This is a genomic window from Amycolatopsis vastitatis, from assembly GCF_002234595.1.
GTDB lineage: Bacteria > Actinomycetota > Actinomycetes > Mycobacteriales > Pseudonocardiaceae > Amycolatopsis > Amycolatopsis vastitatis.
In genome coordinates, this window is sequence record NZ_NMUL01000065.1 from 18,007 (window position 1) to 44,922 (window position 26,916).

The window sequence follows — 26,916 nt, forward strand, 5'->3', positions numbered from 1 at the left end:
GCGGGGTCCCCTCTTCCTCGGTGCGGCGGTAACCGGCCGGCACGCCCCCCGACTGGCCGGTTACCGCTGCGAGTTCCCTACTCACGGTGGAGCAGCACGACGGAGTCCGTCCCGTCGACGCGCAGGTACCCCGTGCTCTCCAGCTCCGTCACCGCGGCCGCCTTGGTCTCCAGCGTGGTCGGCCACGACTGTTCCGGGTTCGCGACCACCACCCACTCCGGCCGCAGCGGCGACACGCCGTCGAAGAACAGCACCGTGCAGCGGGACGTCAGGTGCGGGGCCAGCCGGTTGGACGCCATCACCGTCGCGCCGTCCGGGATCCGCGCCAGCACCGCGTCGATGCCCTCCCGCTGCGACGGCGTCCAGACGCCGCTGGTCAGGTGCGCGGCCTGGAGGCCGAACGAACCCAGCCCGACGACCAGGGCACACGCCGGCAGGAAGCGCCCGAACCCGCCGAACCGGCGGGCGCCGTGCACGCCGGCGATGAACACGACCGGCATCAGCACCGCGCTGTAGTGGTAACCCATGCCCCAGTACCGGTCGTTCGCCGAGACCAGCCGCCACAGCAGCGTCGGCACCACCAACAGCAGCAACGGCGACCGCAAGGCCGCGAACGCCGTCGGCGCGAGCAAGGCCAGGACCATCGAAACCTTGACGATCGCCCCGCCGAAGGGGTTGAAGCCGCCGCTGTGCGCGTACGCGCCCGCCGGGTTCAGCGCCGGCAACACGACCAGGAACAGCAACGCGGAAGTGAGGACGCCGAAGACGATCACCGTCCAGCCGAGCCGCCGTTGCCGGTTGAGCACGAGCACCACGCCGACGGCGGCGAGCGTCAGCGGCAGGTCCTCCTTGACCAGCACCAGCGGCAGCGCGCACCAGACCGCGGCCCGCCACCGCTCGCGCAGCAGGTGCTCGGCGGCGAAGGCCAGCATCGGGACGGCGAAGCAGACCTCGTGGAAGTCGAAGTTGACGGCGGACAGCAGACCCCACGACAGCACGTAGCCGGCGCCCACGACCGCACCCCGGCGCGCACCCAGCAGCTCGATCGCGCACCGCGTCACCGGCACGGCGGACACCGCGAACAGCAGGGCCTGGGCGACCAGCAGACAGCCCGGCGACGGCCAGAGCAGGTAGAACGGCGCCAGCAGCGCGAGGATCGGGTGGAAGTGGTCGCCGAGCGTCGGGTAGCCCGCGCCGATCAGGTCCGACACCGGCCAGTGCCCGTGCGCGTAGGACCGCACCGCCTGTTCGAAGATCCCCAGGTCGAACCCGCTCGCGTCGAACGTCCGGAGCCGCTGCAGCGACCACGCGGCATACCCGGCGAAGGCGACCGCGGCGACGACGTAAGGGATCGCGCGGGTTTCGCGCGTGCGCGCGGGGGAGGGAGCGAGATCGATCAGCATGGCGGGATGTTCGTGCGGCCACGCTGAACGGAAGCTTAAGCGAGCTGAAGAACTCTTCAGGCAAGCGGCAAGCGGAGTTCCAGGCACGCCCCGGACATGCCGCCGTCGATGCTGTCGGCGACGCGCAGCGTGCCACCGTGCGCCCGCGCGATCTCCGCCGCGATCGCCAGGCCCAGCCCGGAGCCGCCGTCTTCACGAGCGCGGTCGTCGTCGAGCCGCACGAAGCGGTCGAAGACGCGCTCGCGGTCCTCGGCCGGGATGCCGGGGCCGTCGTCCTGGACGGTCAGCACGGCCTCGCCGCCGGCCGCCGCGAGCGTGATCGTCACGCGGCTCTTCGCGTGCCGTTCGGCGTTGTCGGCGAGGTTGCGCAGGACGCGCTCCAGCCGTCCCGCGTGGCCGTGGACCACCGGCGTGGCCTCGATTTCCGTGGTCACCTCGACGCCGTCAAGGGAAAGCCGCCGGGCGGCGTGCCGGGTCACCAGGTCCGCCAGTGCGACCGGCTCGTGCCGCGCGTGCTGGTCCGCGTCCAGCTTGCTGAGCAGCAGCAGGTCGCCGGCCAGCGCCTCCATCCGCGTCACGTCGAGCACGGCGTTTTCGCAGCTGCGGCGCCAGTCGAGCCGGTCGGGGTGGGCGAGCTGCACCTCGAGCTGGGTGCGCAGCGACGCCAGCGGCGTCCGCAGTTCGTGCGACGCGTCCGCGGTGAACTGGCTCTGCCGCTGCACCGACCGGTCGAGCCGCGCGAGCATCTCGTTCATCGTCACGGCGAGTTCGGTGATCTCGTCGCCGGAGTCCGGCACGGGGACGCGGCGGCCGAGGTCGGCCGCGCGCACGCCGTCGACCTCGGCGCGGATCGCCCCCACCGCGCGCAGCGACCGCCGCACGGCGAACCAGGCGACCCCGCCGATGAACAGCGCCGCCGCGGGCACCCCGCCCCAGAGGATCCGCTCGGCCGTGTCCACGGTCTGGAGGCCGACGGGGTCGAGGGACTCGGCCGCGTCGACGAAGTACCGCCGGTTCGCCGTGGCCGAGCCGACGTACACCTGGTCCTCTTCGCCGTAGGGCATCGCGATGACGCAGTCCGGCGAGAACACCTGGGCGCGGCCCTGGAACGGCACGTCCGGGAGGCCGGCCGAGCAGCGGTTCATCACCTGCGGGCTGATCATGTACCCGCCGCCCTTTTCCAGCTGCTTGGGGACGTCCGCGGGCGCGACACCGGAGTTGAGCAGGGCCAGCACGGCGTAGACCTTGTCGGTCGCCAGCGCCCGCGCGCTGTTCTCGAGGCCGCCTCGCAGCGCCTGGACGAACCAGTACGACCCGAGACCGAGGACGAGCGCGGAGGCGAGTGCGGCGAAGAGGGCGACCCGCACCCGGGTCGACCGGGGCAGGAACCGGGCCATCCGCAGAAGATAACCTCAGTCTCGAAGAACCGGCCGCGGCCTTCGCCGCCTACCGTTTCGTCTGTGACGAATTCGCAGTGGCAGGCGGTGCGCAAGGCGCTGGCGGAGACCGGCGAACGGTTCGCGGACGTCGTGGAGAACGCGCCGGACCCGGACGCCAGGGCCATCGGCGTCTGGTCGGTGGCCGAGACGGCGGCGCACGTCGGCTGGATCGCGCTCGTCTACACCGCCATTGCCCACGGCGACGGCCGTCCGCTGCCGTTGCCGGAACTGGAGGAGCCGATCGCGTCGGCGACCATCGAGACGGTCTCGGTGATGAACGACATCGCGCTGACGGCCTACCCCGAGCGCAATCCGCGCCTGCTGGCCAAACGGTTGCGCGCGGACATCGCGGAAGTGCTGCGGGTCAGCGGGGACCACGGCCCGGAAAAGGTGATCGGCTGGCTTGGCGGCAGCCGGGTTCCCCTGGCGGGCCTGCTCGCGCACCTGGTGAACGAGCTGGAGGTCCACGGCCGCGACATCGCCCGCGCGAGCGGGCGGCAGTGGCGGATCGAAGCGGCGCACGAGGCGATGTTCCTGGAGCTGTTCTTCACCGGCATGGTCCGCAACGACGCCGGAAGCCTGCTCGGCCACGCCCGGCCGTCACCGCGCCGGATCGCGGTGGAGTTCCGCTCGGACCACACGACGCCGGTGATGCTGGTGCTGCAGCACGGCCGGCTGCGGGCGGAAGAACCCGACGGCACGGCGGACGTCCGCCTGACCTTCGACCCGGCCGTCCTGGTGCCGATGATGTTCGGCCGGATCTCCCCGCTGCGCGCGGTGGGCAGCGGCAAGGTCCGCGTCGGCGGCCGCCGACCGTGGCGGCTGGTGGAATTCCTCCGCACGGTCCACATGCCGTAGGGCTCTCGCCGGAGCCACGCGGCTCGTCAGGCGGAAGACCAGCCGTCCCCCCACTCGGCGTCCCGTGCCGCCCGGTACCGCGGGCCTTGTTTCTTCGAAACCGCGACACCCGGCTTCAGCCCGTCCACCGTGCAGAGGTCCAGCGCCACCCAGCCCTTGTGCTTCTTCGGGTGCCGGATGATCCGTGCGTCCGGCCGGTCCGGGACGGACCGGCTCGCGACGACGTACGCGAACTTCTCGTCCTCGAACCCGAGCGTGCCCGCCTTCAGCTTCCGGTGCAGCCCCGACCGCGGCAGCCGCGCGGCGAAGTGACACCAGTCCTCGCCGGGCACGATCGGGCACGCGGCGTCGTGCGGGCACGGCGCGACGACGTCCAGGCCGAGTTCGGCCAGCTGCGCGCGGGCGGCGCGGATCCGCTCGAACCCCGCGGGGGTGCCCGGCTCGATCAGCGCGACCGTGCCTGCCGCGGCCGCCAGCCAGCGCACCACGTCGGCGCGCGTCGCGTCCGGCAGCTCGCCGAGCACGTAGGACAGCGTGACGAGGTCGGCCTCCGGCGACGGCGCCGCCGGGTCGACGAACCCGCGCCGCCACTGGGCGTCCCGCACCGCGGCGAGCCCGGCACCCGCGGCGAGCCGCTTGCCGAGCCCGATCGCGCCGGCGACCTGCTCCAGCACCGTGCACTTCGTCAGCGACGGCCACACGGCCGCGGCGGCCCACACCGCCGCCCCGGTGCCCCCACCGACGTCGATCTGCGTACGCGGCTCGAGGCCGGGAGCGCGTGAAGCCGCTTCGGCGAGCACAGCGTGTACAGCCGCGTAGGTCGCCGGCATGCGGTAACCGGCGTACGCGGCGACGTCGGCTTCGGAACTCAGGATCGGCGAAGTCGCCGCGTCACCTCGGCGGTAACGCGTGCTGAGCCGCTCGACGGACTGTGCCAGCCGGGCCACGGGGTGCCTGGCCAGCTCTTCGTCGAGCGCGGAGGAGAGATCGTCGGGGAGAACGGCCACGGCTGCCGATTCTCCCCTGTCCGGATTGTCCACGCCGGAGCGACCCTGAGCTGCTAGTTTTCGGCGCGAAAAGTTTTTGGCGGGGGCTGTCGATCCGGCGCGGGGCCGTTCGACGCGTAGGCAGGAAACGAACGAAGGGAGACCGCGGTGCGGTTCATGGTGATCGTCAAGTCGAACGAGGACTCCGAGGCGGGCAAGGGCCCCAGCGCCGAGCTGCTGGCCGAAATGGCGAAGTTCAACGAGGAGCTGGTCAAGGCCGGGGTAATGCTGGCGGGCGAGGGCCTCACACCGAGTTCGCAGGGCGCACGGATCGTCTTCTCCAGCAATGAAGAGCCGAAGGTCGTCGACGGTCCGTTCGCGGAGACCAAAGAGCTGGTCGGCGGGTTCTGGATCCTCCAGTGCCGCGACCGCGACGAGTGCGTCGAATGGATCAAGCGGATGCCCAACCCCGACGGCCAGGCGGGCGTCGTCGAGATCCGGCGCGTCGCGGAGGCGTCGGACTTCGAGAACATGACGCCCGAGGTCGCCGAAATGGAAGGCAGGCTGCGGGCGCAGTCCGCCGGGGAGGCGTGACGCCGTGCGGTTCCTGGTGATGGTGAAGGCCAACGCCGACTCGGAAGCCGGGATCGGGCCCAGCGCCGGGGAACTGGCCACGATGGCGCGGTTCAACGACGAGCTGTTCGCCGAGGGCCGGATCGTGTTCGCCGAAGGGCTCACGCCGAGTTCGGATGGCGCGCGCGTCGTGTTCGAAGGCCACGCGGAACCGAAGGTCATCGACGGGCCGTTCGCGGAGACGAAGGAGCTGATCGCCGGAGTCTGGCTGCTGAACGGCGAATCGCTCGAAGACGTCGTCGAGCTGATGAAGCGCGCGCCGTGCTTCGACGCGCCGAGCGGGGTGTTGGAGATCCGCCCGATCGACGGCTAGTGGGTTGCACCCCGCCGCATCACCCTGTCTGATGGCCGGGTGACGGTTGCGGACGCCCACAGAACGGTCGAAACGGTCTGGCGGATCGAGGCGCCGCGGCTCATCGCGGGCCTGGCCCGGATGGCCCGCGGCGACGTCGGTCTCGCCGAGGAGCTCGCGCAGGACGCGCTGGTCGCGGCCCTGGAGCAGTGGCCGGAGTCCGGCGTGCCGCGCAACCCCGGCGCGTGGCTGATGACCATCGCCAAGCGCCGCGCGGTCGACCAGTTCCGCCGCAACGAGCGGTACGCGGAGAAGCTCGAAGAAGTCGGGCGGGACCAGCAGCTCGGCGAAGGCGTGCTGCCCGACTTCGACGCCGCGCTCGACGACCACATCGAGGACGACGTCCTGCGCCTGCTGTTCGTCGCCTGCCACCCGGTGCTGAACACGCAGGCGCGGGTCGCGCTGACGCTGCGCATGCTCGGCGGCCTGACCACCGACGAGATCGCGCGCGCCTTCCTGGTCCGCGAGTCGACGATCGCGCAGCGGATCGTGCGGGCGAAGAAGGCCCTGACCGCGGCGAAGGTGCCCTTCGAGGTGCCGGAGGGCGAGGAGCGGGTCGCGCGGTTGTCGTCCGTGCTCGAAGTGCTCTACCTGGTGTTCAACGAGGGCTACTCGGCCACCCGCGGCGACGACTGGATGCGGCCGGCGCTGTGCGAGGAGGCGATGCGGCTCGGCCGTGTGCTCGCCGGGCTGATGCCGGACGAGCCGGAGGTCCACGGCCTGGTCGCGCTGATGGAGCTCCAGGCGTCCCGCGCGAAGGCCCGCACCGGCCCGAACGGCGAGCCCGTGCTGCTGCTGGACCAGGACCGCTCCCGCTGGGACCGGCTGCTGATCCAGCACGGCCTCGCGGCGCTGGCCCTGTCGGAGCAGCTGGCGGAAGGCGCGTACGGGCCGTACTCCGCCCAGGCGGAGATCGCGGCCTGCCACGCGCGGGCCCGGACGGCGCCGGAGACGGACTGGGCCAGGATCGCGGCGCTCTACGAAGGCCTCGCCAAGCTCCAGCCGTCCCCGGTGATCGAGCTGAACCGCGGGGTCGCGGTGGCGATGGCGTACGGGCCTTCGGCCGGTTTGGCGGTCGTGGACGCGGTGGCCGACGACCCGGCGTTGAAGGACTACCACCTGCTCCCCAGTGTCCGCGGCGACCTGCTGCAGAAGCTGGGCCGGCTCGAGGAAGCCGAGCAGGAGTTCCGGCGCGCAGCGGAGATGACGGAGAACGCCCGCGAGCGCGCCCTGCTGCTGGACCGTGCGACGGCGGTGGGTCGCTAAAACCGCGCCAACGGCGTTGCTTGGCTCGCTATGCTCCCGCGATGGCAGGCAGAGCACCTCGCGCGGACGTCCGCATCGGACACGACACCCGCGCGGAAGCCACCGGCAAACTGGACAGGGCCTTGCGGGAAGGCCGGATCGATCTGGCCGAGTACGAACGGCGGGTCGTGGTGGTCCAGGCCGCTCGGGTGCGGAAGGACCTGACGCCTGCCGTCGCCGATTTGGCCGCCCGGGTTTCCACGGCGGACCGGGAGCGGGCGCTGGTCGTGCTGGCCGACGCTTTGACCGATGGGCGGCTTCCGGCAAGCGCTTACGCCGACGCTGAGGAGTTGCTGAGCCGAGCCGTGACGTACGCCGACGTCGACGCTGTCGTCGGCAACCTGGATGCCAAGGCGAGTCACGCCGAACGTGACCAGGCCGTCGCGCGGATCGAGGCCGCGGTCGCCGGAGGGCTGCTGGATCCGGCCGAGCGGCATGACCGGGTGGCGGCCGTCCGGCGGGCGGCGACTGATGCCCAGCTCGCCGCGCTGGTGGCCGATTTACCCGCGGGTGCGGGCCCGGCGCGCTCGCCGCGCGCGTCCCACGCCGACCGGGAAGCCGTTGTCGCCCAGCTGAACGATGCTGTGGAGGCGGGGCTGCTCGAGTTGCCCGAGTTCGACGAGCGGGTGCGTGCGGTGTACGCGGCGCGGTTGCGCGACGAGCTGGCGAGGGTGGTGGCGGACCTGCCGTCTCCGTCCCCGAGCCCGGTCGCCCCGCCCGCGCCGCTGACTTCGCTGCCACCGGCGCCGCCGGTCGACCTTCCCCCGCGGAAGCCGTCGTTCCGAGCCGGCATGACCGCCGCTGTGGTCGCCGCGGTCGGCTTGGTCCCCATGGTCGGCATCGTGATCGTCTTGGGCATGCTGGGTTTGACCGCACTGGCCATCCTGGTGGGGTCGGTGTCGGCGGTCGTGTTCGTCGCGCTCGTGGTGTGGGCCCGCCGCACCACGACGGCGGCCATCGCCGAGATCGGCGCTCCTCCTCCCGTGGATCTGTTTCGTCCCGTCGTGGAACCGGCTCCTGCCGCACCGGCACGGGTTTCCCGGAGAAGGAAGGCGCCGCCCAAGCGGACGCTGGCCGGGCACGAGGGCGGCCTCGCGTCACTGACGACTCTGGTGCTGCCCGACGGCACCCCCCTGGCGATCACCGGCGGCGAGGACAACACCGCGAGGGTGTGGGACCTGACCGACGACTCGCTGCGGCACACCCTCAGCGGCCACACCCACGATGTGCGGGGGGTCGCGGCCATGGTCCTGCCGGACGGCGTCCCGGTCGCGGTGACCGTCAGCCCGGACCGGTCGGCGAGGGTGTGGGACCTGCGTGACGGATCGGCGCGCGGGACACTGCCGAAAGCGGCAAAAGGCCTGTACGGGGTGAGGTGCTTGCCGCTGGCCGACGGTACCCCGGTCGCGGTCGCCCACGGCGATATCTCGGCGATCCAGACGTGGGACCTGCGAGACCACGAGCTGCTCCACAACCTGTCCGACGACTCCACCTTCGAAAAGGCCGTCCCCGTGGTGCTCCCCGACGGCACCCCGGTCGTGCTGGTCACCGACTGGGAAGGTGCGATCAGGGTACTGAACCTGAAGAACGGAAAGACGCGGTTCCGGCTGACCGGCCACACCGAACGGGTCAACTCGATCGACACCGCGGTGCTCCCCGACGGCACCCCGGTCGCGGTGTCCGCGAGCAGGGACAAGACGATCCGCGTCTGGGACCTGCGGCAGCACACCCTGCTCCACACCATCGCCGGCCTGGTCTACGCGAAGGAAGCCGTGGTGTGCACATCCCTGCCGGACGGCACCCCGGTCGCGGTCGCCTCCGACTACGAGGAGAACACGATGGCGTGGGATCTGCGGAACGGTGCCGCCCTGCCGTACCGGCGCGACCTGTGGGGGGAGGTCATCAGCGCGGTCGCGCTCCCGGACCAGACCTTGATCCTCGGGCAAACCGGTGGCCGCTTCGCTGTGGGGGTTCGCCGGCTGGCCTAGCGGCCTCGCCAGGACAGCGGCGACATCGTCAATGCCGCTTCGGCGATCTTTCGCGCGGTCTCCGTCGTGAGGCCCTTTCGCGACGACTCGATCCACTCGTCGACCGGCCGCACGCCGATGTCCCGGTACTCCAGCGCCTGCAGCAGCATCTCCAGCTTGTCGGCGTCCTTGGCGCACAAGGCTTCCGCCGACTCGCGGGTCTCGTACTCGTCGACTGCCTCGCGAACCAGGTCTCGTGAGTGCTGCGGGAGTGCGGCCGTCTGGTCCGCCGTGATCTCCCGCGGCTCCGGCTTGCGCAGGTAGTCCACGGCGGTCAGCGGCAGGTCGCCCGTGCGCGTCTCCTGCGTGTCGTGCCAGACCGCCAGGAACGCCGCCCGCTCCGGCGACGCTCCTTCCTCCGCCGCGATCAACGCCGCCAGCTGCGCGGCCCGGAGGCTGTGCTCGCCGACCGACTCCGGGTCACGGACCCCCGCGTGCCACCACCCCGACCGCCGGACGCGCTTGAGCAGGCCCAGCTCGTAACCGAAGGACGCCAGCGGCTCACTCATGCCGCCCAGCCTAGGGCGACGGGATCATCGCCGTCAGGATCGTCGCCTGGAGCAGGGAGATCACCCCGACCACCGCGGTCAGCAGCAGCGACCAGAGGAACGTCTGCCGCAGCAGCGAGCCCTCCTTGCCGCTCTGCCCGATCGCCGTCGCGCCGATGGACAGGTTCTGCGGCGAGATCATCTTGCCCATCACGCCGCCGGACGTGTTGGTCGCGCCCGCCAGGATCGGGTTGAGGTTCAGCTGCTGCGCCGAGATCACCTGCATCGGGCCGAACAGGCTGTTCGTCGACGCGTCCGAGCCGGTCAGGAACACGCCCAGCCAGCCGATGTAGGCCGAGAACAGCGGGAAGACCGCGCCGGTCGTCGCCAGGGCCAGGCCCAGCGTCTGCGTCGCGCCCGAGTAGTTCATCACGAACGCGATCGCCAGGATCATGAAGATCGTCGCGAGCGCCCAGCGCATCTGGTACAGCGTGCTCCGGTACGTCTTCAGCAACAGCCCGGGCCGCGCGCCCATCGCGAAGCCGGCGATCACCGCGGCGACCAGGGCGACCGTGCCCGGGGAGAACAGGAAGTCGACGGTGAGCGTCGCCGCGTACGGCGCGTTCTTCGCCGTGATCGGCGGGTGCTGCACGACGTGGTTGTGCAGGCCCGGCCACGCGAAGACCCAGTCCGCCTTGTGCAGCAGCTTGGTCAGGTCCAGCCAGGCGGGCAGGTTCTTGAAGATCGTGCCGATCCGCGACAGGAAGATCGCCAGGATCAGGATGATGTAGGGCATCCACGCGTAGAGCGCGCCACGCTCGGCCTGCGCGGCGCCGAGACTCTTGACCGGGGCGGCTTCCTCGCCCTCGAAGCGCCACACCGTCGCGGGCTGCCAGAACCGGGTCAGGATCCACAACGCGGCCATCGCGGTGAGCGCGGCGAGGACGTCGACCAGGCTGGCGCTGATGTAGTTGGACGCGACGAACTGCATGGCCGCGAACGCGAGCCCGGCGGTCAGCACCGCCGGCCACACCTCGAGCATGCGCTTCCAGCCCGCCAGGACGACGACCAGGAACGCCGGGATGATCAGCGCCAGCACCGGCACCTGACGGCCGACCATCGCCGAGAACAGCTCGGTCGCCTGGTCCTGCTTGAGGTGCATGATCGGCGCGGTCAGCCTGCCGAGCACGATCAGCGGGTTGCCCAGCCCGCCGAACGCCACGGGAGCGGTGTTCGCCAGCAGCGCCAGCACGACGGCCTTCACCGGCGGGAACCCGAGCGCGGCCATCATCGCCGCGGTGATCGCGATCGGCGACCCGCCGCCGGCGACGCCTTCGAGCAGCGCGCCGAAGCTGAACGCGATGAGCAGCGCCTGCAGCCGCCGGTCCTCGCTGAACCCGGCGAGCACGCGCTTGATCGCGTCGAACCGGCCGGTGGCGACCGTGACGTTGTGGAAGTACACGGCGTGGAACGCGATCCAGGCGACCGACCACACGCCGAACACGAGGCCCATCGCCGCGGAGTCGAAGGCCAGCGCGGCCGGCATGCGGTACAGCAGCAGGGCCACGCCCAGCGCGGTGACCAGTGCCAGCGCCGCGGAAAGGTGCGCGGAGAAGCGGATCACCCCGAGCGAAACCAGCAGCACGATGATCGGGAGGGCGGCGAGCAGCGCGGACACCCACAGCCCGCCCGCCGGCTGGTAGTCCTGGATCCAGGTCACGGTCGGCTCCTTTGCCGGGGTGTGCTCAGGCAGGCCGGCCCCGGACGTAGCCGAGCCGGAGGGACAGGGCGGCGGCGGTCCCGGCGACGGAGGCACCGAGCTCGTCAAGCCGGCGCAGCACCCGGGGCGCCGGCCCGGCGATGCTGATGGCGGCGATCGGCCGTCCGGAGTGGTCCCGGACGGCGGCGGCGACGCAGCCGACGTCCGGCTCGTTCTCGACCTCGTCGATCGCCCAGCCGCGACGGCTCGTCTTCGCCAGCTCGTCGAGCAGCCGGTGCGGGTCGCTGATCGTCTTGAGCGTCAAGGGATCCAGCTTCATCCGCCGGACGCGCTCGGCGCGGTCGGCCTCGGGCAGCGCGGCCAGCCACGCCTTGCCGAGCGAGGTCGCGTGCTGCGGCCGCCGCGTCCCGAGCCGGCAAGCCAGCGTCACGGCGCTGGCACTGCGTTCGGTGGCGACGTAGACCATGGTGTCGTTGTCGGGCACGGCGAGGTAGGTGGTCTCGCCGGAGCGTTCCGCGAGCGACGCGAGGTACCGCGGCGCACACCGGTGCAGATCGGTGGCGGCCATCGCCCGTGCGCCCAGTTCGACCAGCCGCGTGCCGAGCCTGACCCGCCCGGTGACCTGGTCGGCTTCGAGGTACTCGAGGTTCTTGAGGGTGCCGACGATGCGGTAGGCGGCACTGCGGGAAAGTCCCAGTTGCCGCGCGATCGCATTGGTGGAAATCTCCTGGTGCCGGCCCACGTGCTCGAGCACCGCCAGCCCGCGTTCGAGTGTGCCGCTCTGTTCCAGCCCGCGCTCCGGTCCCACGTTGTCCTCCGTTGGACGTTCCCGGTATCCGCTCAGCGGTACGCCTTTCCGCTGGGTGGGGTTGGACGGTAACACCTCCGATGAATCAGCGGAAGATCTTGCAATAACTCGGAACAATGGCGGTACTTGCGGACGCTAATTGGTACAACCTCCGATGGTTAAGTTTCCTACCTATGGCGGTTGCGGGCTCGTCGACGGCGGCTTTCGACAAGTTCGACAACGTTGTCGTTCATGTCCGTGAATGCTCGCGCGAGTTGTCAACAGGCCGGGCGCAATGTGGACAAGTCGGCTCCGGGAGACGTCTTTCGCCGTTTTTGTCAGTGCGGCTCGATACGCTGGATGCGGGGCAGTCCCCCAGGGCGGGTGGGGGTGCTTTCCGGCCGAGGGGGCTGCCGCGGTGTTCCGTGGTGAAGCGGGGCTGCGAGCTGCCGACCCTGTGTCCTGAATGAGTCATTCAGGACGTGCGAGGTCCCCAATGACTCATTCACGACCTTCGGAACCACGGCCGCCCTCAGCGCCCCGCGGTCAAGGGCCGAGTCGGCGAGCGGAGGGTGTGGTTCCGGAGCCCGGGGCGTACGACTTTGGCGGAACCCTGCCGGAGAGGCGGCCGCCTGTGCGGGCGTGACGTCCGCAGTGGTCGACTTCGCTGGTCCGGGGTCGTTCGGTCTCGTGGGGCTCAGGCTCCGCAGAGCCGGTTGCGCCTGTTCTGCGCGGCGGGCCGCCACTCCGCCGAGGACTGCGTCACGCGTGACGGCGCGGTGGGCTGGTGGCCGGGTCCGCGGCGGCCGGATGTCGTGAACGAGTCGTTCATGTCGTCGGAAGGCATGAAAGAGTCATTCACGACACTGGCCGCCAGCCCGCAGGGGTAGCAAGACACCCCGCCAGAGAGCGGCGTCACGGACTCAGGAAACTCACAGCGCCCAACGCGCACCATGCGCCGGTGACCGTCCGAAACCCCTTCCGTACTCGCGCGTCCGTGGCCGCCGGGCGGCTGACCGCCTGGCTGTCCCGCAGCTCCGGGCTCGGCCGCGGTGGCATGATCGGCGGCCGCGTCACGCTCGCGCTCGATCCGCGTGCCCTGCGCCGCCTCGGGCGGGAACGCACCGTCGTGCTCGTCACCGGCACCAACGGCAAGACCACGACGTCGCTGATGATCACCCGCGCGCTGGAGGCCCTGGCCGAGGTTGCCGCCAACAGCGACGGTGCCAACATGCCCGACGGCGTCCTCGCCGCGCTCACCGCCCGGCCGGACGCGCCGTACGCGGTCCTCGAAGTCGACGAGACCTACGTGCCCTGGGTCGCCGACCAGGTGCAGCCCGCCGTGCTGGTGCTGCTCAACCTGAGCCGCGACCAGCTGGACCGCGTCGGCGAGGTCCGCGCCACCGAGCGTGACCTGCGAGCCGCGATCGCGGAGCTGGCCGGCACGGTGGTCGTCGCGAACTGCGACGACGTCCTGGTGACGTCCGCGGCGAGCGTGGCCGCGAAGCCGGTGTGGGTCGGCGCGGGCCGCCGCTGGAGCGGTGACTCGACGGCGTGCCCGCGCTGCGAAGGCCGTGTCGAAGCCCACGACCGGCACTGGGGCTGCGCGTGCGGGCTCGCCCGGCCGGAGCCCGCTTGGACGCTCGATGGCGACCTCGTCCGCACCCCCGGCGGCCGCGAGGTCGACCTCGATCTGCGGCTGCCCGGTGACGCCAACCGCGCGAACGCCGCGCTCGCGCTCGCCGCCGCGCACCGGCTCGGCGTGCCGCCGCACACCGCGGCGGCCCGGCTGCGGACCATCACCGACATCGGCGGCCGCTACCGGACGGTCCGCCGGTCGCGGCACTCCGTGCGGCTGATGCTGGCGAAGAACCCGGCCGGCTGGGTGGAAACGCTGCGCGTGCTGGACGAGGACACCCCGGTCGTCGTCGCGGTGAACGCCCAGGAGGCCGACGGCCGGGACCTGTCCTGGCTGTGGGACGTGCACTTCGAGCGGCTCCGCGGGCGCCAGGTGGTCGTCACCGGCGAGCGCGGAGCCGACCTGTCCGTGCGGCTCTGCTACGCCGAGGTCGCGCACTGGGCCGAGCCGGACCCGGTCGCCGCGATCGACGCGCTGCCGCCCGGCGCCGTCGAGCTGGTCGCCAACTACACCGCGTTCCGCGACCTGGTCGGCAGGCTGGCCGATGCCTGACTCGACCGTCCACATCGGACTCCTGTTGCCCGAGGTGCTCGGTACCTACGGCGACACCGGCAACGCGCAGGTGCTGAGCAAGCGGCTGCAGTGGCGCGGGTTCGACGCGGAGGTCGTCCCGGTCGGGCTCGGCGAGCCGGTTCCGTCCACTTTGGACCTCTATCTGCTGGGTGGCGGCGAGGACGGCGCGCAGACGCTGGCCGCCGCGCACCTGCGGAAGTACCCCGGTTTGCGGCGGGCGGTCGCGGCCGGCGCGGTGGTCTTCGGCGTGTGCGCCGGCCTGCAGGTCCTCGGCACCCGCTTCCGCGGCCTGGACGGCGTCGACCACGACGGCCTCGGCCTGCTCGACGTCACCACCGAACCCGGCGAGCGCCGCGCGGTCGCCGAACTGGTCGCGACGCCCTCGCGGCTCCTGGACGGCGAATCGCTGACCGGGTTCGAGAACCACCTGGGCGTCAGCAAGCTCGGCGCCGACAGCGAACCGCTCGGGCACGTCGTGCGCGGCACGGGCAACGGCGACGGCACCGAAGGCGCGGTGACGGACCGGGTCGTCGGCACGTACCTGCACGGCCCGGCGCTCGCCCGCAACCCCGCGCTGGCCGACCTGCTGCTGTCCTGGACGGCCGGGCACCCGCTCGGCCCGTTGGAGCTGCCCGAGGTCGACCGCCTGAGGGAAGAACGGCTCGTCACCCAGCGCCGCCGCCGGTGAACCTGTGGCCCAGCCCCCTCGCCCGGCCACCGCTGTTGGCCACTCGCCAGCGCCCCAATGTGGCGTTCGGTGCGTCAGACGCACCGAACGCCACATTGGGTGCGTTGGACGCAACCAACGCCACATTGGGGCGCTTGGAGCGGGCGGGTTCTGGGCTGGTCGTTACGCTGCGTTGGTGAGACTAGGCAGGGTGATCGCCGCGACCGGCGTCCGGATGCGCACGACCGCGGTGGCGGTCTTCGCGCTCGCGCTGGCCATCGCCGCCGCGGGGGTGGTCGTGGTGCTGCTGCTGGAGGAGTCGCTCGACCGCAGTGTCACCGAGAGTGCCCGCAGCACCGGACGGCAGGTCGCCATCCAGCTGGTCCGCGAAGGCGCGCGTGACCTGAGCGCGAGCGACGTCGCCAGCACCGGCGACACCGAAGCCGTCACGCAGGTGCTGGACGCGCGGGGCAGGCCGATCGCGAGCGACCCGGCGATCGTCGGGCACCCGCCGTTGACCACGGCGCGCCCGACGGTCGGGTACGAGACCATCGAAACGCTGCCGCTCGGGCTGAACGGCGACGGCGCCGACTACCGCGTCGTGTCGCAGGAGGTGAACGGGCCGGGCGGGCCGTTCACGGTGGTTTCCGCGCGCTCGCTGGAACCGGTCGCGGAGGCGTCGACCCGGCTGACGCTGCTGCTCGGCCTGATCGCGGTGCCGTTGCTGGCGACGTCCGGGTTGGCGGTGTACCGCGCGGTCGGTTCGGCGCTGCGACCGGTCGAGCGGATGCGCCGGACCGTCGCGGAGATCTCGACGCGCGACCTCGCCGCGCGCGTGCCGCTGCCGCCGGGCGGCGACGAAGTGCACCGCCTGGCCGTGACGCTCAACGAGATGCTCGGGCGGCTCGCGTCGGCGCAGGCCGCGCAACGCCGGTTCGTCGCGGACGCCAGCCACGAGCTGCGCTCGCCGCTGTCCACGATCAGCACCGCGCTCGACGTCTCCGGGCGCCACCCGGAGAGCACCGGCGACCTGGTGCCGGTGATCGCCCGCGAGACCGCGCGGCTGCGCGAGCTCGTCGACGACCTGCTCATGCTGGCGCGCACCGACGACACGACCGACCGGCCGCAGCGCACCGAGGTCGACCTCGACGACATCGTCCGGGCCGAAGCCGAGCGGGTCCGCGGTGAGAGCACAGTGGACGTCGAGGTCCGGGCCGGGCCGGCGAAGGTGCACGGCAGCGAGGCGCAGCTGCGCCGGGCGGTGCGGAACCTGGTCGACAACGCCCGCGGGCACGCGCGTTCGCGCATCCGCGTCTGCAGCGCGGTGCGCGGCGACCTCGCCGTCGTCGAGGTGAGCGACGACGGTCCCGGCGTCGGGGAAGCCGACCGGGAGCGGATCTTCGAACGGTTCGTCCGGCTCGACGCGTCCCGGCAACGCGGGCACGGCGGGACCGGGCTGGGCCTGCCGATCGTCGCCGGCATCGCGGCGCGCCACGGCGGCCGGGCTCGCTACGCCGCGTCCGAGGAACCGGGCGCGCGGTTCGTGATCGAGCTGCCGGTGATCGCCCTGCCGAAGGAGGAGTAATGCGCCTGCTGATCGTGGAGGACGAGCGCGAGTTCGCGGAGACGCTGCGGCGAGGGCTGGTCGCCGAGGGGTTCACCGCCGACGTCGCCCACACCGGTCGCGAGGGCCTCTGGCGGGCGACCGAGCACGCGTACGACGTCGTCGTGCTCGACATCATGCTGCCCGAGCTGTCCGGCTACGAGGTGCTCAAACGCCTGCGGGCGGCCGAGAACTGGACGCCGGTGCTGATGCTCACGGCGAAGGACGGCGAGTACGACGAAGCCGACGCGTTCGACCTCGGCGCCGACGACTACCTGTCCAAGCCGTTCTCGTTCGTCGTCCTCATCGCCCGGCTGCGGGCGTTGCTGCGGCGCGGCGCCCCGGCTCGCCCGGCGGTGCTGGAGGCGGGCGACTTGCGGCTCGACCCCTCCGCCCGCACTGTCCACCGGGGACAAAAGCGGATCGAGCTGACCGCGCGGGAGTTCGGGCTGCTGGAGTTCCTGCTGCGCCGGGCGGGGACGGCCCTGTCGAAGAACGAGATCCTCGGCCACGTCTGGGACGCGCACTACGACGGTGACGAGAACGTCGTCGAGGTGTACATCGGGTACCTGCGGCGCAAGATCGATGCGCCGTTCGGCACGCACACCATCGAGACGGTCCGCGGCGTGGGCTACCGGCTGGTAGACGTTACCCGATCGTGATCTAACGGCTGTTTACCGGAAATTGGTCCCGCTGGGTGGTCCACCGTTGCGCCGTTCGCCGCTGCGGGTTGGCGCGGATCGCCCAATCATCGGCGCGAACCGGTGAAAAATGCCGTGCCGTGACCGCGCTGCGGGTGGTCGCCGCTGTTGCTACGGTGGGCACCACCCCCGACAAGGAAAGCGATGACGGAATCGCCTCTGCCGTTCCCTGCCCAAAATAACAATTCTTCGGAAGCCGCCGGGAAATCCGTTTCCGGGCTGCGGCTCGTCGACGCCATCGGTGCGGCGAAGGCCCAGTTCGGTCTGGTTACCGGGCTGACTCCGCATGCCGTGACCGGGGTCCGGAGCCGCCCCGGCGGCGGCTGGTCCGTGCTCGTCGACGTCGTCGAGCTGGCCAGGATCCCGGACTCCACCAGCGTGATGGCCACCTACCGGGTGGACGTCGACGGAGACGGCGAACTCAGCGCGTGTGAGCGGCTGCGGCGGTTCACCCGGGGTGCCACCGATTCCTGAAAGGAAGGTCGACAGAGTGGGCACTTCGTCCGATTCCTTGGCGGACATCCTGGAACGCGTACTCGACAAGGGCGTCGTGATAGCCGGTGACATCGGGGTGAGCGTCGTCGACGTCGAATTACTGACCCTGCGTATCCGGCTGTTCATCGCGTCCGCCCAAACCGCCCGCGAAATGGGCATGGACTGGTGGACGAACGACCCGTTCTTTTCGCCGAATGCCGCCCGCGCCGAGCTGGCAGGCGATGACCGAAAGCTGGACTTGGCGGCACGCGTCGCCGAATTGGAGGCCCGGCTGCCCGTGCCGGGCGGGAGGGACGAACCGCGGTGAGCACCCGCAACTGGCTGTGCGCGTACGCGATCACCCGCAACCGCCCGGCCGAACTGGACATGACCCCGGCACCCCGGCTCATCGGCTACCGCGACCTCGGCGTGGTCGTCGCCGACGTGTCGCCGGCGCGCTTCGACCGCATCGACTCGCTCGATCCGGTCGACGGCGCGCTCGCCGAGCTGGCCCGCGAGCACGACGCCGTGGTGCGCGCGGTGTTCCGCCACGAACCCGTGCTGCCGCTGCGGTTCGGCACGGTCATCGATGGCGAGGCCGCCGCGCTCCGGCTCCTGGAGACCGCCTACGACCAGGCCCGCGACTGCCTCGACGAGGTGGCGGGCCACCGCGAGTGGGGTGTCCGCGTGCGGCACACCGAACCCGCCGCGACCAGCAGACCGGATTCCGCGGGTCTGACCGGCACGCAGTACCTCGTCCGGCGGCGCGAACGGCTGCAGGCGATCCAGCGCGCCCGCGAGGACGTCGTCGGCGCCGCCGGACGGCTCGAGAACGCGTTGCGCCGGCACGCCGCCGACAGCGTCGAGCGGGCCCGGCCGCACGGTGTGCTCGTCAACACCGCCTACCTGGTGGAAACCGGGCGGGAGGCCGCGTTCCACGCCGAGTTCGAGTGGTTCGCCCGCGAGCTGCGTGAGGTGGGCGCGACGGTCGAGACCTCCGGGCCCTGGCCGCCGTACTCGTTCACCGACGTCGAGCTCGGGGCGGCCGCCCATGGCTGACCCCGAGGTCTTCGAGGTCGGCCGTGGCAACGCCGTCGAGGCGGTCGCGGACCTGCTCGACCGGGTGGTGCACCGCGGCGCCGTGGTGACCGGCGACGTGATCATCTCGCTCGCCGGCATCGACCTGGTGCGGCTCGACCTGCGGCTGCTGCTGCTCGGGATCGAGGGGCCGCCGGGATGAGCGAGCCCGTCCGCATCGCCGCCGACGCCGGCCGCGGGCTCGGCCACCTGGTCGTCACCGTGCTCGACATCCTCAAGGAAGTGCTGGAGCGGCAGGCGTTGCGGCGCCTCGACGCCGGCACCCTCACCCCGGACCAGATCGAGGAGCTCGGCCAGGCCCTGATCGGGCTGGAGCTCCGGTTCGCCGAAATCCGTGCCGCCCTCGACGAAATCCCGGGCGGCATCCTGGAAACGGAAGGACGAAGACCGCAGTGACCACACCCGGACAGACGGGCGGCGGGCTCGCCGACACCCTCAACATCCTGCTCGACAAGGGACTCGTCATCGACGCTTCGGTGAAGGTGTCCCTGATCGGCATCGAGCTGCTGTCGATCGAAGCCCGGATCGTGATCGCCAGCGTCGACACCTACATCCGCTACCTCGAAGCGATGCAGCGGGTCAACGCGCAGGCCAAGACCCCCAACCCCGGGCAGATCTCGATGGGGCTCGACCAGACCGTCGGGCTGATCCCGCCCCCGCCGCCGACCCACGCCGTCGCCGTCCCGATGGAGCCGGCCGTCCCGGTCGACCAGCAGTGACGCTGCAGCTGTACGGCGTCGTGCGGGCCGGGCATCCGCGGGCCCCGCGCACGGTGTGCTGGGACGACCTGGCGATGGTCGTCGGCGAAGCGCCCGACCAGCCCGATCCGGCGACGCACCTCGCGGTGGTGTCGGCGCTCGTCGAGGGCGGACCGGTGCTGCCGGTCCGGTTCGGCACCGTGGCCGAGGACGAGGACGCCGTCCGCGCCGAGGTGCTGGCCCCGTCTGCCGACACCTACCGCGCCGACCTCGACCGGCTCGACGGCCTGGCCGAGGTGCACGTCTGCCTGCGGTTCACCGAACCCGGGTCGGCGTGGCGGGCGGCGCGCTCCGACGTGCTGCTCTCGGAGGTCGCCGAACGGGCCCGTGACTCGGTGTCGCTGCCGGCGGGCGAGTCCGCCGACGAGCGGTGGGCGTTCCTGGTCGGGCTGGGCGACCTGCTCGTCGTCCGCGACGCCGTCGCCGGGCTCGACGGGGGTGGGGAGGTCCGGGCCGAGTGGGTCGGGCCGCTGCCCGCGTACAGCTTCCTCGACCGACGGACGTGTTCGCGCTGGAGCTGGTGAGCGGGGGCGGAACAGTCGCTGAACACTCGTCCCGGCCCTGGCCGCCGTGGCTCGCGGCCGGTGATCCTGGTGCCGTGACCAGCAGCGAACTCGCGGCGCTCCCGCGGGCGTTCGGCGGTCCCGGCACCGGGCCGGGGCAGTTCCGCTCGCCGTCCGGGATCGCCGTCGACGCCCGCGGCCGCGTGTGGGTGGCCGACACCGGCAACGACCGCGTCCAGGCGTTCACCCGCGACGGCGCGCTTGTGCGCGTCCTGGCCGGGCGGCTCAAGGCGCCGGAAGGGGTGGCGGTCGACGCGGCGGGCCACGTCTACGTCGCCGACACCGGCAACCGCCGCGTGGTGCAGTTCTCGTGGTGGGGCGGGTTCGTGCGCGATTTCGGTGGACTGGCCAGGCCCCGCGCGGTCGCGCTGGACCACGCCGGGCGGCTGCTGGTCGACGACACCGGGCGCGTGGCCCGGTTCTGCACCCGCACCGGCGCCGCGCTGTCCGACACGACCGAGCCGATCGGCTCACCGAGGGACATGGCCGACGACGGCGCGGGCGGCATCTGGGTCGCCGAGACGGGCAACCACCGGATCGTCCACTTCGGAGCGACCGGCTAGTTCTTCGAGATCGCGGCCGTCGCGCGGACCACGGCGGTGCACCGGTTTTCGACGTATTCGAGCCCGCCTTCTTCGGCGATGCGGCGCGCTTCGGCGGAGACGATGCCCTGCTGCAGCCACAACGCCTTGGCGCCGATCTCGACCGCGTCGCGGGCGATGCCGGGTGCTTCCGGGGACGGCCGGAAGACATCGACGAGGTCGACCGGTTCCGGGATGTCCTTCAGTGACCGGTAGACCTTCTCGCCGAGCAGCTCGGTCGCGCTCGGGTGCACCGGGATGATCCGGAAGCCGTGCGCCTGCAGGACCGCCGGGACGCCGTGCGCGGCCTTGGCCGGGTCCCGGCTCAGGCCGACGACGGCGATCGTCTTCGCGTTCTCGAGGATCTGCTCCGCGTTCATACCGGTGGAACGCGCGCCAGGCGTCAAAGCTTCCACACGCGCAGGCCACGCACGCGGTAGACCGGCCAGACGACGTGCCACGGCTTGCGGTGCGCGAAGGTCGCCGCGCACGTCAGGATGTTGCGGGCGGCCGTCGTCGCGACCTCGTGGCGGTCCGGCCAGGTCGTGCCCCTGGCGCCGACGGCGATCCGGAACACGGTCAGCAGGCCACGGCCCTGCAGGTCGTACTTCGCGCCGGTGTCGCCGGAGCCGGGAGCCAGTTCGGCGATTTCGGCGCCGAAGGCGCGGGCCGCCTGCGGCGCCACCTCCGCCGGAACCGCGCCGACACTGCGGGTGATCGCCTTGCCGTGCATGCGCCGCGCGTACCGGAACAGCAGCGAGCGTTCCCACCACGGCAGCAGGCGGTGGTGCCGGAGGAGGGCGGCGCACTCGCCGTGCCCGATCGCGAAGATGCTCGTGAGCTCGTCGTAGGCGCCGTTCGTCGCCGGCTCGTTCAGGTGCAGCCGCACCTCGAACCGGGTGCGCGCGGTGAGCTCGTCGAGCTTCTCGCGGTGATCGAGCCGCGCCTTCGCGCGGGAGAGCGACCAGTCGGGCATCGGACCTCCAGGCGTCGCGCACAGGCTAGTTCGCGGGCGACGCCCGGACCACGCTTTCAGCCGATCTTCTCGCCGTACATCTCGCCGAGCGGGTCGGAGATCAGCTCGACGCGGGCACCGTCCGGGTCGGACAGATAGATCGACGTCTTGCTTTCCAGGAGGTACTGCACGCCGGCCTCGTCGAGCTTGTCCTTGATGGCGCTCCACCGTTCGGGCGTGACCGACAGTGCCAGGTGGTGCAGTCCACCGAGGACTTCCGCGTACGGGCCGAGGTCCAGGCCGGGCAGGTCGAAGAAGGCGACCGCGTTGCCGTTGCCGACGTCGAAGAAGAAGTGGCTGGAGCCCGGGTAGTCCCGGTTCTCGATCAGCTCGGTGAGCGGGAAGCCGAGGATGTCCTGGTAGAACTCGATGGTCCGCTCGACGTCGCTGGAGATCAGCGCGGTGTGGTGGATGCCGCGGCCGTTCGTCGCCGGGCGTTCGGCGGCGGGGTGCAGGTGGCGCTCGCGCAGGGCGTCGCGGATCTCGGCGAGCTTGGTGACCTCGGCCTGGGTCGGTGCCATGTCCCTCACGTCCCTTCCTGGTGTGTCTTCCAAGCTACGCCCGATTTATCTCGCGTGCAAGAGGTTGTCCGGCGAGAGTTCCGCTGGACGGAACACCGGTGCTTGTGTCCCGGGTGCGCGCCCGGCAGAGTCCCGGGGGTGGACGTCAGCAGGGTGCAGGAGGCCGCCGCCGTACTGGCGCACGCCTATGCCGCGCGTGAGCCGATCGAACCGCTGATCAAGACCTACCCGGACGCGGGGATCGAAGACGCGTACCGGATCCAGCAGGAGCAGGTGCGCCGCTGGGTCGAAGCCGGCGACGCCGTCCGCGGGCACAAGGTCGGCCTCGCGTCGGCGGCGATGCAGCGGCAGATGGGCGTCGACCAGCCCGACTACGGGCACCTCACCGGCAGCATGTTCCACCTGGAACACCAGCCGATCCCGACCTCGGCGTTCCTGCAGCCGCGCATCGAACCGGAGATCGCGTTCGTCCTCGGCTCGGCGCTGCGCGGCCCCGGCGTCACGGTCGCCGACGCCGTGCGGGCGGTCGACTTCGTGCTGCCGTCGCTGGAGATCGTCGACTCGCGGATCCAGGACTGGAAGATCTCGCTGTTCGACACGATCGCCGACAACGCGTCCTCCGGCGGGGTGGTGCTGGGCAGCAGCCCGACCGTGCTTTCGGCCGCCGACCTGCGGCTGGCGGGCTGCGTGCTGTACCAGAACGGTTCGGTGGCGGCGACCGGCGCGGGCGGCGCGGTGCTCGGGTCGCCGCTGAACTCGCTGGTGTGGCTGGCGAACACGGTCGGTCCGCTCGGCGTCACCCTGGAGCCGGGGCACGTCGTGCTGCCGGGCTCGATGACCCGGGCGATCCCGGTGTCGCCGGGCGACACGGTCGTCGCGACCATCGCCGGCATCGGCAGCGTCACCGCGGTCTTCGCCCCTGCTTCGGAGGAATCATGAACGTACGCGAGGCAGCGGCTTCCCTGCTGGGGACGGTTTCGGAACGGGCCCCGCTCTCTGCCGGCTGGCCGGACCTGGACGTCGAGACGGCGTACGCGATCCAGGACGAGGCCCTGCGGCTGCGGCGGGCCCGCGGCGAGACGCTCGTCGGGCTGAAGCTCGGCCTGACGTCGCGGGCCAAGCAGCAGCGGATGGGCATCGACTCGCCGCTGCTGGCCTGGCTCACCGACGCGATGGTGCTGCCGGCGGGCGCGCCGGTGCCGCACGACGCGCTGATCCACCCGCGAGCCGAGCCGGAGCTGGTGTTCGTGCTGGGTAGTCCGCTGGCGGGCCCCGGCGTCACCGCGGCGACGGCACTGGCCGCCGTCGACCGCGTGTACGGCGGCATCGAGGTCATCGACAGCCGGTACGCCGACTACCGCTTCACGCTCCCGGACGCCGTCGCGGACAACGGCTCGTCGGCGTACTTCAGCGTCGGCCCGGTGGGCCTGCCGCCTGCCTCCCTGGACCTGTCGCTGGAAGCGGCCCTGCTGGAAGTCGACGGCCAGATCGTCGACACGGCCACGGGAGCGGCGGTCCAGGGCCACCCGGCGGAGGCCCTGGCCTTGGCCGCGAACGCGCTGGGCGCGCGAGGCCTGGCCCTGGAACCGGGCTGGCTGGTCCTGACCGGCGGCATGACGGACGCGGTCCCGCTCCGCCGAGGCTCCCGCGTCGCGGCCCACTTCTCCCACCTGGGCTCCATCACCCTCTCCACCTGACCGTGTCGCCCCTCCAATCACACGTGATGCCCCTCCAATCACGCGAGATCCGGTTCCGATCACGCGAAGGACGTGTACCGGACCGGCGAGTTCGCGTACCTGGAGAGTCGGTTCGCGTACCTGGAGGGTCGGCCGGTGAGCCGACCCTCCAGGTACGCGAACCGACCGTCCGGGTACGTCAGTTCGCCGCTTCGGCGCGGGCGGTGATCCGCGTGATGCCCCGGATCACCCGCGGCCACACCGCGCGCGGCAGGTCGTGGCCCATGCCGGGGACGACGTCGAGGTCCGCGCCGGGGATCGCGCGCGCCGTGGCGCGTCCGCCCGAGACGTGCACCAGCGGGTCGCGGGCGCCGTGGACCACCAGGGCCGGCACCCGCACCTTCCGCAGCCGCGGCGCGCGGTCGTGCTCGGCCATGATCGCGGCGAGCTGGCGGAGGGTGCCGCCCGGGTGCACGCCGCGGTCGTACGTGCGCTCGGCCCGGTCCCGCATCCGTCGCTCGTCGAACGGGTAGCCGGGCGAGCCGATCAGCCGGAACGTGCGGACGAGCATCTCGACGTAGTCCGCGCGGGTGCGCGGCGGCGTGGCGAACAGCATCGACATCGCCCGCGGGCTCGGCCGTCCGACCAGCCTGCCGCCGGTGCTCGACATGATCGACGTCAGCGACCGCACCCGCTCCGGGTGCCGGAAAGCCAGCGTCTGCGCGATCATCCCGCCCATCGACGCCCCGGCCACGTGCGCGGCGGGGACGCCCAGCGCGTCCAGCAGCCCGGCGGCATCGTCGGCCATGTCCGCCAGCGAGTACGGCGCGCTGCGCAGCAGGTACGCCTGCGCGAGGTTCGCCCGGCCGCGCATCCGGCTCGACCGCCCGGCGTCCCGGTTGTCGAACCGGATCACCCGGAACCCCTGCGCGGCCAGGCTTTCGCAGAACTCCTCGTCCCACCAGATCATCGGCGCGCCGAGGCCCATCACGAGCAGCAACGGCCGCCCGTCCGCGGCGCCGAAGATTTCGTGACACAGCTCGATGCCGTTGACCCGTACGACGCGTTCCGCCATCGTCCCAGGACATCACGGCGGTTCCCGGTCCGCCACTTCGGCCGGCTCGTTCCGGTAGGCGCGGGCCTGGATCTCGTACAGCTCGTGGTAGACCCCGCCCACGCGGATCAGCTCGTCGTGGGTGCCCTCCTCGATCAGCCTCCCCTTCTCCAGGACCAGGATCCGGTCCGCCGACCGGATGTTGGCCAGCCGGTGCGTCACCAGCACGGTCGTGCGGCGGCCGCGGCCCGACGTGCTCGCGTGCTGGAGCCCGGCGAACACCCGGGCTTCGGCGCGGGCGTCGAGCGCCGCCGTCGGTTCGTCGGCCACCAGGACCGAGGCGTCGCGGTAGATCCCGCGGGCGATGCCCATGCGCTGCCACTGCCCGCCGGACAGGTCGTGGCCCTCGTCGAACTTCTTCGACAGAACCGTGTTCTCCCTGGCGGGCAGGGAGGCGATCACCTCGTCCGCGCCGGAGTAGTCGACCGCTTCGCGCCACGCCCGCTGATCCGGATCCGGCCGGCCGAGGCGCCCCACCGTGATGTTGTTCGCCGCCGTCATCGGCCACTCCGCGGGTTCCTGCGCGATCACCGCGATGTTCGCGTGCACCGACGCCGGGTCGGCCCGCGCGAGGTCGACGTCGTCCCAGCGGACCGTGCCCTCGTCCGGTGGGTAGAGCCCGGTGAGCAGCTTGCCGAGGGTGGTCTTGCCCGAGCCGTTCTCGCCGACGAGCGCCACGACTTCGCCGCGCCGGATCGTCAGCGAGACGTCCCGCAGGGCCGGGTTTTCCTGGCCCGGATAGCTGAACGTGACACCCTCCAGCCGGATTTCGGCGGGATTGGCGGGCGCGGTCACGGTCGTGGGCGGTGGTCGCAGCTTGATCGACTCCACGAGCAGCTGGTTGTAGAACCCGATGTAGAACGAGTCCTCGTACAGCGAGTTGACCGCGTGCATGGTGTTGGACAGCGCTGTCGACGCCGTGCGCATCGCCAGGACCGCCGTGCCGGCCAGCGCCAGCTCCATCGCGCCGGTGTAGAGCAGCCAGCCGAGCACCAGGTACGCGACGGCCGTGCCGAAGCCGGCCGCCGCCCGCCCGGTGGTGCGGACCAGGTTGCTGCGGTGCGCCAGCCGGACCTCCTCCCGGGTGAGGCTGCGGGAGATGCGCCGGTACTCGCCGAGCAACGGTTCCTGCAGCGTCAGGGCATGCCGTTCGAGGGCCATCGAGCGCCAGGTCGCGACCTCCTCGACGACCGACTTGCGGATGTTGCGCCCGACGGTGTCGACGAAGTGCCGGTAGTTCAGCTTCGCCACGCGCGCGGCGGCCCAGCCGTCGGCCGCCGCGGCGAGCAGCAGGACCGGCGCGAGCCACGGGTTGAGCAGCCCGGCCGTGATCATCGCCGCCGTGAGCGAGATCGCCGACGACGTCAGGTCCGCCACCCGGCGCAGGCTGGTCTCGATGGCCCGCACGCCGAACCGCGCGCCTTGGCGGGCGAGCTCCCGGAAGTCCGCGTCCTCGAACGCGATCAGCCCGACGCGCACGACCGCCGACGTCACCGCGTCGTCCGCCGCCGCCGTGACACGCGGCCGCAGCGCGCCTTCGACAGCGGCGACGGCCGCGTCGAGCACCGCCCGCGCGGCGTACGACCCGGTGACGACCGCGATCGCCGGCAGCGACTGCAGCACCCGGTCCGGGGTCGGGCCCTGTTCGAGCAGCGCGGTGAAGACGTTCGCGGTGGCGAGCAGCCCGAACGCCGTCACGCAGCCCGAGACGACGTGCACGACGGCGGCCAGCAGGGTCAGCCGCCGCGACGTGCGCCACGCGAGCCGCAGCACGACCGAGATGGCGGACGGCAGCGCGCGCACGGCCTGCCCGAAGCCGGCCGCGGCGACGCGTTCGTCGACGCGGGCCCACTCGGGCATCTTCACGTTTTCGACCCCGATCAGCGGGGGCGGGTCCGTGGTGGTTTCGGCGGATCCGGTCACCTCTTCATCTGT

At 71.9% G+C, this 26,916-nt stretch carries 31 protein-coding genes; 19 read left to right on the forward strand and 12 right to left on the reverse strand.

Annotation, left to right across the window (positions count from 1 at the left end; genetic code table 11):
* Positions 1–77: 77 nt before the first annotated feature.
* Complete coding sequence (locus CF165_RS43695; protein ID WP_093953478.1) at positions 78–1,403, reverse strand: DUF2079 domain-containing protein; 1,326 nt, start codon at positions 1,401–1,403, stop codon at positions 78–80.
* 56 nt (positions 1,404–1,459) lie between these two features.
* Complete coding sequence (locus CF165_RS43700; RefSeq protein WP_093953479.1) at positions 1,460–2,800, reverse strand: sensor histidine kinase; 1,341 nt, start codon at positions 2,798–2,800, stop codon at positions 1,460–1,462.
* Between the two features lie 63 nt (positions 2,801–2,863).
* Here CF165_RS43700 and CF165_RS43705 point away from each other — a divergent pair, with 63 nt between their 5' ends.
* A complete protein-coding gene (locus CF165_RS43705) occupies positions 2,864–3,700 on the forward strand; it encodes a maleylpyruvate isomerase N-terminal domain-containing protein (RefSeq protein ID WP_093953480.1) in 837 nt (278 codons plus the stop codon).
* Positions 3,701–3,726: 26 nt separating this feature from the next.
* On the opposite strand, the gene CF165_RS43710 is transcribed toward CF165_RS43705, so the two are convergent.
* On the reverse strand, positions 3,727–4,707 hold the full coding sequence (locus tag CF165_RS43710; RefSeq protein WP_093953481.1) for a small ribosomal subunit Rsm22 family protein: 981 nt from the start codon (positions 4,705–4,707) through the stop codon (positions 3,727–3,729).
* Between the two features lie 147 nt (positions 4,708–4,854).
* Here CF165_RS43710 and CF165_RS43715 point away from each other — a divergent pair, with 147 nt between their 5' ends.
* From CF165_RS43715 to CF165_RS43730, 4 genes are read left to right on the forward strand one after another with little or no spacing between them, the layout of a single operon-like run.
* Entirely contained in the window at positions 4,855–5,280 is a 426-nt protein-coding gene (locus tag CF165_RS43715) for a YciI family protein (RefSeq protein ID WP_093953482.1), read from the forward strand.
* A gap of 4 nt (positions 5,281–5,284) precedes the next feature.
* A complete protein-coding gene (locus CF165_RS43720) occupies positions 5,285–5,632 on the forward strand; it encodes a YciI family protein (protein WP_093953483.1) in 348 nt (115 codons plus the stop codon).
* Positions 5,633–5,671: 39 nt separating this feature from the next.
* Positions 5,672–6,937: an RNA polymerase sigma factor gene (locus CF165_RS43725; protein WP_093953484.1), complete on the forward strand. Its 1,266-nt coding sequence runs from the start codon at positions 5,672–5,674 to the stop codon at positions 6,935–6,937.
* Between the two features lie 41 nt (positions 6,938–6,978).
* Complete coding sequence (locus CF165_RS43730; RefSeq protein WP_093953485.1) at positions 6,979–8,964, forward strand: DUF1707 domain-containing protein; 1,986 nt, start codon at positions 6,979–6,981, stop codon at positions 8,962–8,964.
* Here the strand turns inward: CF165_RS43730 and CF165_RS43735 are convergent.
* The 4 genes from CF165_RS43735 to CF165_RS51495 form a co-directional block, all read right to left on the reverse strand.
* On the reverse strand, positions 8,961–9,512 hold the full coding sequence (locus CF165_RS43735; protein WP_093953486.1) for an HD domain-containing protein: 552 nt from the start codon (positions 9,510–9,512) through the stop codon (positions 8,961–8,963). The two genes, CF165_RS43730 and CF165_RS43735, sit on opposite strands and share 4 nt — an antisense overlap.
* A gap of 10 nt (positions 9,513–9,522) precedes the next feature.
* Positions 9,523–11,211 (reverse strand): L-lactate permease, encoded by a 1,689-nt coding sequence (locus CF165_RS43740; RefSeq protein ID WP_093953487.1) that lies wholly within the window; start codon positions 11,209–11,211, stop codon positions 9,523–9,525.
* A gap of 25 nt (positions 11,212–11,236) precedes the next feature.
* Entirely contained in the window at positions 11,237–12,019 is a 783-nt protein-coding gene (locus tag CF165_RS43745) for an IclR family transcriptional regulator (RefSeq protein WP_093953488.1), read from the reverse strand.
* Between the two features lie 676 nt (positions 12,020–12,695).
* Entirely contained in the window at positions 12,696–12,845 is a 150-nt protein-coding gene (locus CF165_RS51495) for a hypothetical protein (protein ID WP_158226920.1), read from the reverse strand.
* Positions 12,846–12,995: 150 nt separating this feature from the next.
* Between CF165_RS51495 and CF165_RS43750 the strand changes: the two genes are divergently transcribed.
* The 12 genes from CF165_RS43750 to CF165_RS43805 all read left to right on the forward strand — a co-directional run bounded on the left by CF165_RS43750 (position 12,996) and on the right by CF165_RS43805 (position 20,637).
* A complete protein-coding gene (locus tag CF165_RS43750; protein WP_093953550.1) occupies positions 12,996–14,189 on the forward strand; it encodes a MurT ligase domain-containing protein in 1,194 nt (397 codons plus the stop codon).
* Positions 14,182–14,898: a type 1 glutamine amidotransferase gene (locus tag CF165_RS43755; protein ID WP_093953489.1), complete on the forward strand. Its 717-nt coding sequence runs from the start codon at positions 14,182–14,184 to the stop codon at positions 14,896–14,898. The genes CF165_RS43750 and CF165_RS43755 overlap by 8 nt, the downstream gene beginning before the upstream one ends.
* A 175-nt stretch (positions 14,899–15,073) precedes the next feature.
* Entirely contained in the window at positions 15,074–16,462 is a 1,389-nt protein-coding gene (locus CF165_RS43760; protein WP_240522081.1) for a sensor histidine kinase, read from the forward strand.
* Positions 16,462–17,142: a response regulator transcription factor gene (locus tag CF165_RS43765; protein ID WP_093953491.1), complete on the forward strand. Its 681-nt coding sequence runs from the start codon at positions 16,462–16,464 to the stop codon at positions 17,140–17,142. Before CF165_RS43760 ends, CF165_RS43765 begins: the two co-directional genes overlap by 1 nt.
* Positions 17,143–17,325: 183 nt before the next feature.
* The gene (gene gvpO, locus CF165_RS43770) at positions 17,326–17,655 is read left to right on the forward strand and encodes a gas vesicle protein GvpO (RefSeq protein WP_093953492.1); all 330 of its coding nucleotides are present in this window, start codon (positions 17,326–17,328) and stop codon (positions 17,653–17,655) included.
* A gap of 16 nt (positions 17,656–17,671) precedes the next feature.
* Positions 17,672–17,983, forward strand: coding sequence for a gas vesicle protein (locus tag CF165_RS43775; protein ID WP_093953493.1), 312 nt, complete (start codon positions 17,672–17,674; stop codon positions 17,981–17,983).
* On the forward strand, positions 17,980–18,714 hold the full coding sequence (locus tag CF165_RS43780; protein WP_093953494.1) for a GvpL/GvpF family gas vesicle protein: 735 nt from the start codon (positions 17,980–17,982) through the stop codon (positions 18,712–18,714). The genes CF165_RS43775 and CF165_RS43780 overlap by 4 nt, the downstream gene beginning before the upstream one ends.
* Complete coding sequence (gene gvpJ / locus CF165_RS43785) at positions 18,707–18,895, forward strand: gas vesicle protein GvpJ (protein ID WP_093953495.1); 189 nt, start codon at positions 18,707–18,709, stop codon at positions 18,893–18,895. The genes CF165_RS43780 and gvpJ (CF165_RS43785) overlap by 8 nt, the downstream gene beginning before the upstream one ends.
* Positions 18,892–19,149 carry a gas vesicle protein K gene (locus CF165_RS43790; RefSeq protein WP_093953496.1) on the forward strand — a complete coding sequence of 86 codons (258 nt, stop codon included), beginning with the start codon at positions 18,892–18,894 and terminating at the stop codon, positions 19,147–19,149. The genes gvpJ (CF165_RS43785) and CF165_RS43790 overlap by 4 nt, the downstream gene beginning before the upstream one ends.
* Positions 19,146–19,472 carry a gas vesicle protein GvpJ gene (gene gvpJ, locus CF165_RS43795; protein WP_093953497.1) on the forward strand — a complete coding sequence of 109 codons (327 nt, stop codon included), beginning with the start codon at positions 19,146–19,148 and terminating at the stop codon, positions 19,470–19,472. Before CF165_RS43790 ends, gvpJ (CF165_RS43795) begins: the two co-directional genes overlap by 4 nt.
* Positions 19,469–20,035: a GvpL/GvpF family gas vesicle protein gene (locus tag CF165_RS43800; protein ID WP_093953498.1), complete on the forward strand. Its 567-nt coding sequence runs from the start codon at positions 19,469–19,471 to the stop codon at positions 20,033–20,035. The genes gvpJ (CF165_RS43795) and CF165_RS43800 overlap by 4 nt, the downstream gene beginning before the upstream one ends.
* Positions 20,036–20,109: 74 nt before the next feature.
* Positions 20,110–20,637, forward strand: coding sequence for an NHL repeat-containing protein (locus tag CF165_RS43805; protein ID WP_093953551.1), 528 nt, complete (start codon positions 20,110–20,112; stop codon positions 20,635–20,637).
* On the opposite strand, the gene CF165_RS43810 is transcribed toward CF165_RS43805, so the two are convergent.
* From CF165_RS43810 to CF165_RS43820, 3 genes are read right to left on the reverse strand one after another with little or no spacing between them, the layout of a single operon-like run.
* A complete protein-coding gene (locus CF165_RS43810) occupies positions 20,634–21,035 on the reverse strand; it encodes a CoA-binding protein (RefSeq protein WP_093953499.1) in 402 nt (133 codons plus the stop codon). The two genes, CF165_RS43805 and CF165_RS43810, sit on opposite strands and share 4 nt — an antisense overlap.
* A 23-nt stretch (positions 21,036–21,058) precedes the next feature.
* A complete protein-coding gene (locus CF165_RS43815) occupies positions 21,059–21,631 on the reverse strand; it encodes a hypothetical protein (RefSeq protein ID WP_093953500.1) in 573 nt (190 codons plus the stop codon).
* A 56-nt stretch (positions 21,632–21,687) separates the two neighbouring features.
* Positions 21,688–22,191 (reverse strand): VOC family protein, encoded by a 504-nt coding sequence (locus CF165_RS43820; RefSeq protein WP_167441751.1) that lies wholly within the window; start codon positions 22,189–22,191, stop codon positions 21,688–21,690.
* Between the two features lie 138 nt (positions 22,192–22,329).
* On the opposite strand from CF165_RS43820, the gene CF165_RS43825 reads away from it, so the two are divergent.
* Complete coding sequence (locus CF165_RS43825) at positions 22,330–23,130, forward strand: 2-keto-4-pentenoate hydratase (protein WP_093953502.1); 801 nt, start codon at positions 22,330–22,332, stop codon at positions 23,128–23,130.
* On the forward strand, positions 23,127–23,888 hold the full coding sequence (locus tag CF165_RS43830) for a 2-keto-4-pentenoate hydratase (RefSeq protein WP_205661161.1): 762 nt from the start codon (positions 23,127–23,129) through the stop codon (positions 23,886–23,888). The genes CF165_RS43825 and CF165_RS43830 overlap by 4 nt, the downstream gene beginning before the upstream one ends.
* A 178-nt stretch (positions 23,889–24,066) precedes the next feature.
* Here the strand turns inward: CF165_RS43830 and CF165_RS43835 are convergent, their stop codons facing one another.
* Positions 24,067–24,942 (reverse strand): alpha/beta fold hydrolase, encoded by an 876-nt coding sequence (locus CF165_RS43835; RefSeq protein WP_093953503.1) that lies wholly within the window; start codon positions 24,940–24,942, stop codon positions 24,067–24,069.
* Positions 24,943–24,954: 12 nt separating this feature from the next.
* Entirely contained in the window at positions 24,955–26,841 is a 1,887-nt protein-coding gene (locus CF165_RS43840) for an ABC transporter ATP-binding protein (protein WP_093953553.1), read from the reverse strand.
* Positions 26,842–26,916 lie beyond the last annotated feature (75 nt).

Coding starts and splice junctions, on each gene's coding strand:
- CF165_RS43840 (WP_093953553.1), bottom strand. CDS start 26,841: ATGCCCGAGTGGGCCCGCGTCGACGAACGCGTCGCCGCGGCCGGCTTC.
- CF165_RS43735 (WP_093953486.1), bottom strand. CDS start 9,512: ATGAGTGAGCCGCTGGCGTCCTTCGGTTACGAGCTGGGCCTGCTCAAG.
- CF165_RS43815 (WP_093953500.1), bottom strand. CDS start 21,631: ATGCCCGACTGGTCGCTCTCCCGCGCGAAGGCGCGGCTCGATCACCGC.
- CF165_RS43700 (WP_093953479.1), bottom strand. CDS start 2,800: ATGGCCCGGTTCCTGCCCCGGTCGACCCGGGTGCGGGTCGCCCTCTTC.
- gvpO (WP_093953492.1), top strand. CDS start 17,326: ATGACGGAATCGCCTCTGCCGTTCCCTGCCCAAAATAACAATTCTTCG.
- CF165_RS43830 (WP_205661161.1), top strand. CDS start 23,127: ATGAACGTACGCGAGGCAGCGGCTTCCCTGCTGGGGACGGTTTCGGAA.
- CF165_RS43810 (WP_093953499.1), bottom strand. CDS start 21,035: ATGAACGCGGAGCAGATCCTCGAGAACGCGAAGACGATCGCCGTCGTC.
- CF165_RS43835 (WP_093953503.1), bottom strand. CDS start 24,942: ATGGCGGAACGCGTCGTACGGGTCAACGGCATCGAGCTGTGTCACGAA.
- CF165_RS43730 (WP_093953485.1), top strand. CDS start 6,979: ATGGCAGGCAGAGCACCTCGCGCGGACGTCCGCATCGGACACGACACC.
- CF165_RS43790 (WP_093953496.1), top strand. CDS start 18,892: ATGAGCGAGCCCGTCCGCATCGCCGCCGACGCCGGCCGCGGGCTCGGC.
- CF165_RS51495 (WP_158226920.1), bottom strand. CDS start 12,845: ATGCCTTCCGACGACATGAACGACTCGTTCACGACATCCGGCCGCCGC.
- CF165_RS43820 (WP_167441751.1), bottom strand. CDS start 22,191: ATGGCACCGACCCAGGCCGAGGTCACCAAGCTCGCCGAGATCCGCGAC.
- CF165_RS43765 (WP_093953491.1), top strand. CDS start 16,462: ATGCGCCTGCTGATCGTGGAGGACGAGCGCGAGTTCGCGGAGACGCTG.
- gvpJ (WP_093953495.1), top strand. CDS start 18,707: ATGGCTGACCCCGAGGTCTTCGAGGTCGGCCGTGGCAACGCCGTCGAG.
- CF165_RS43695 (WP_093953478.1), bottom strand. CDS start 1,403: ATGCTGATCGATCTCGCTCCCTCCCCCGCGCGCACGCGCGAAACCCGC.
- CF165_RS43755 (WP_093953489.1), top strand. CDS start 14,182: ATGCCTGACTCGACCGTCCACATCGGACTCCTGTTGCCCGAGGTGCTC.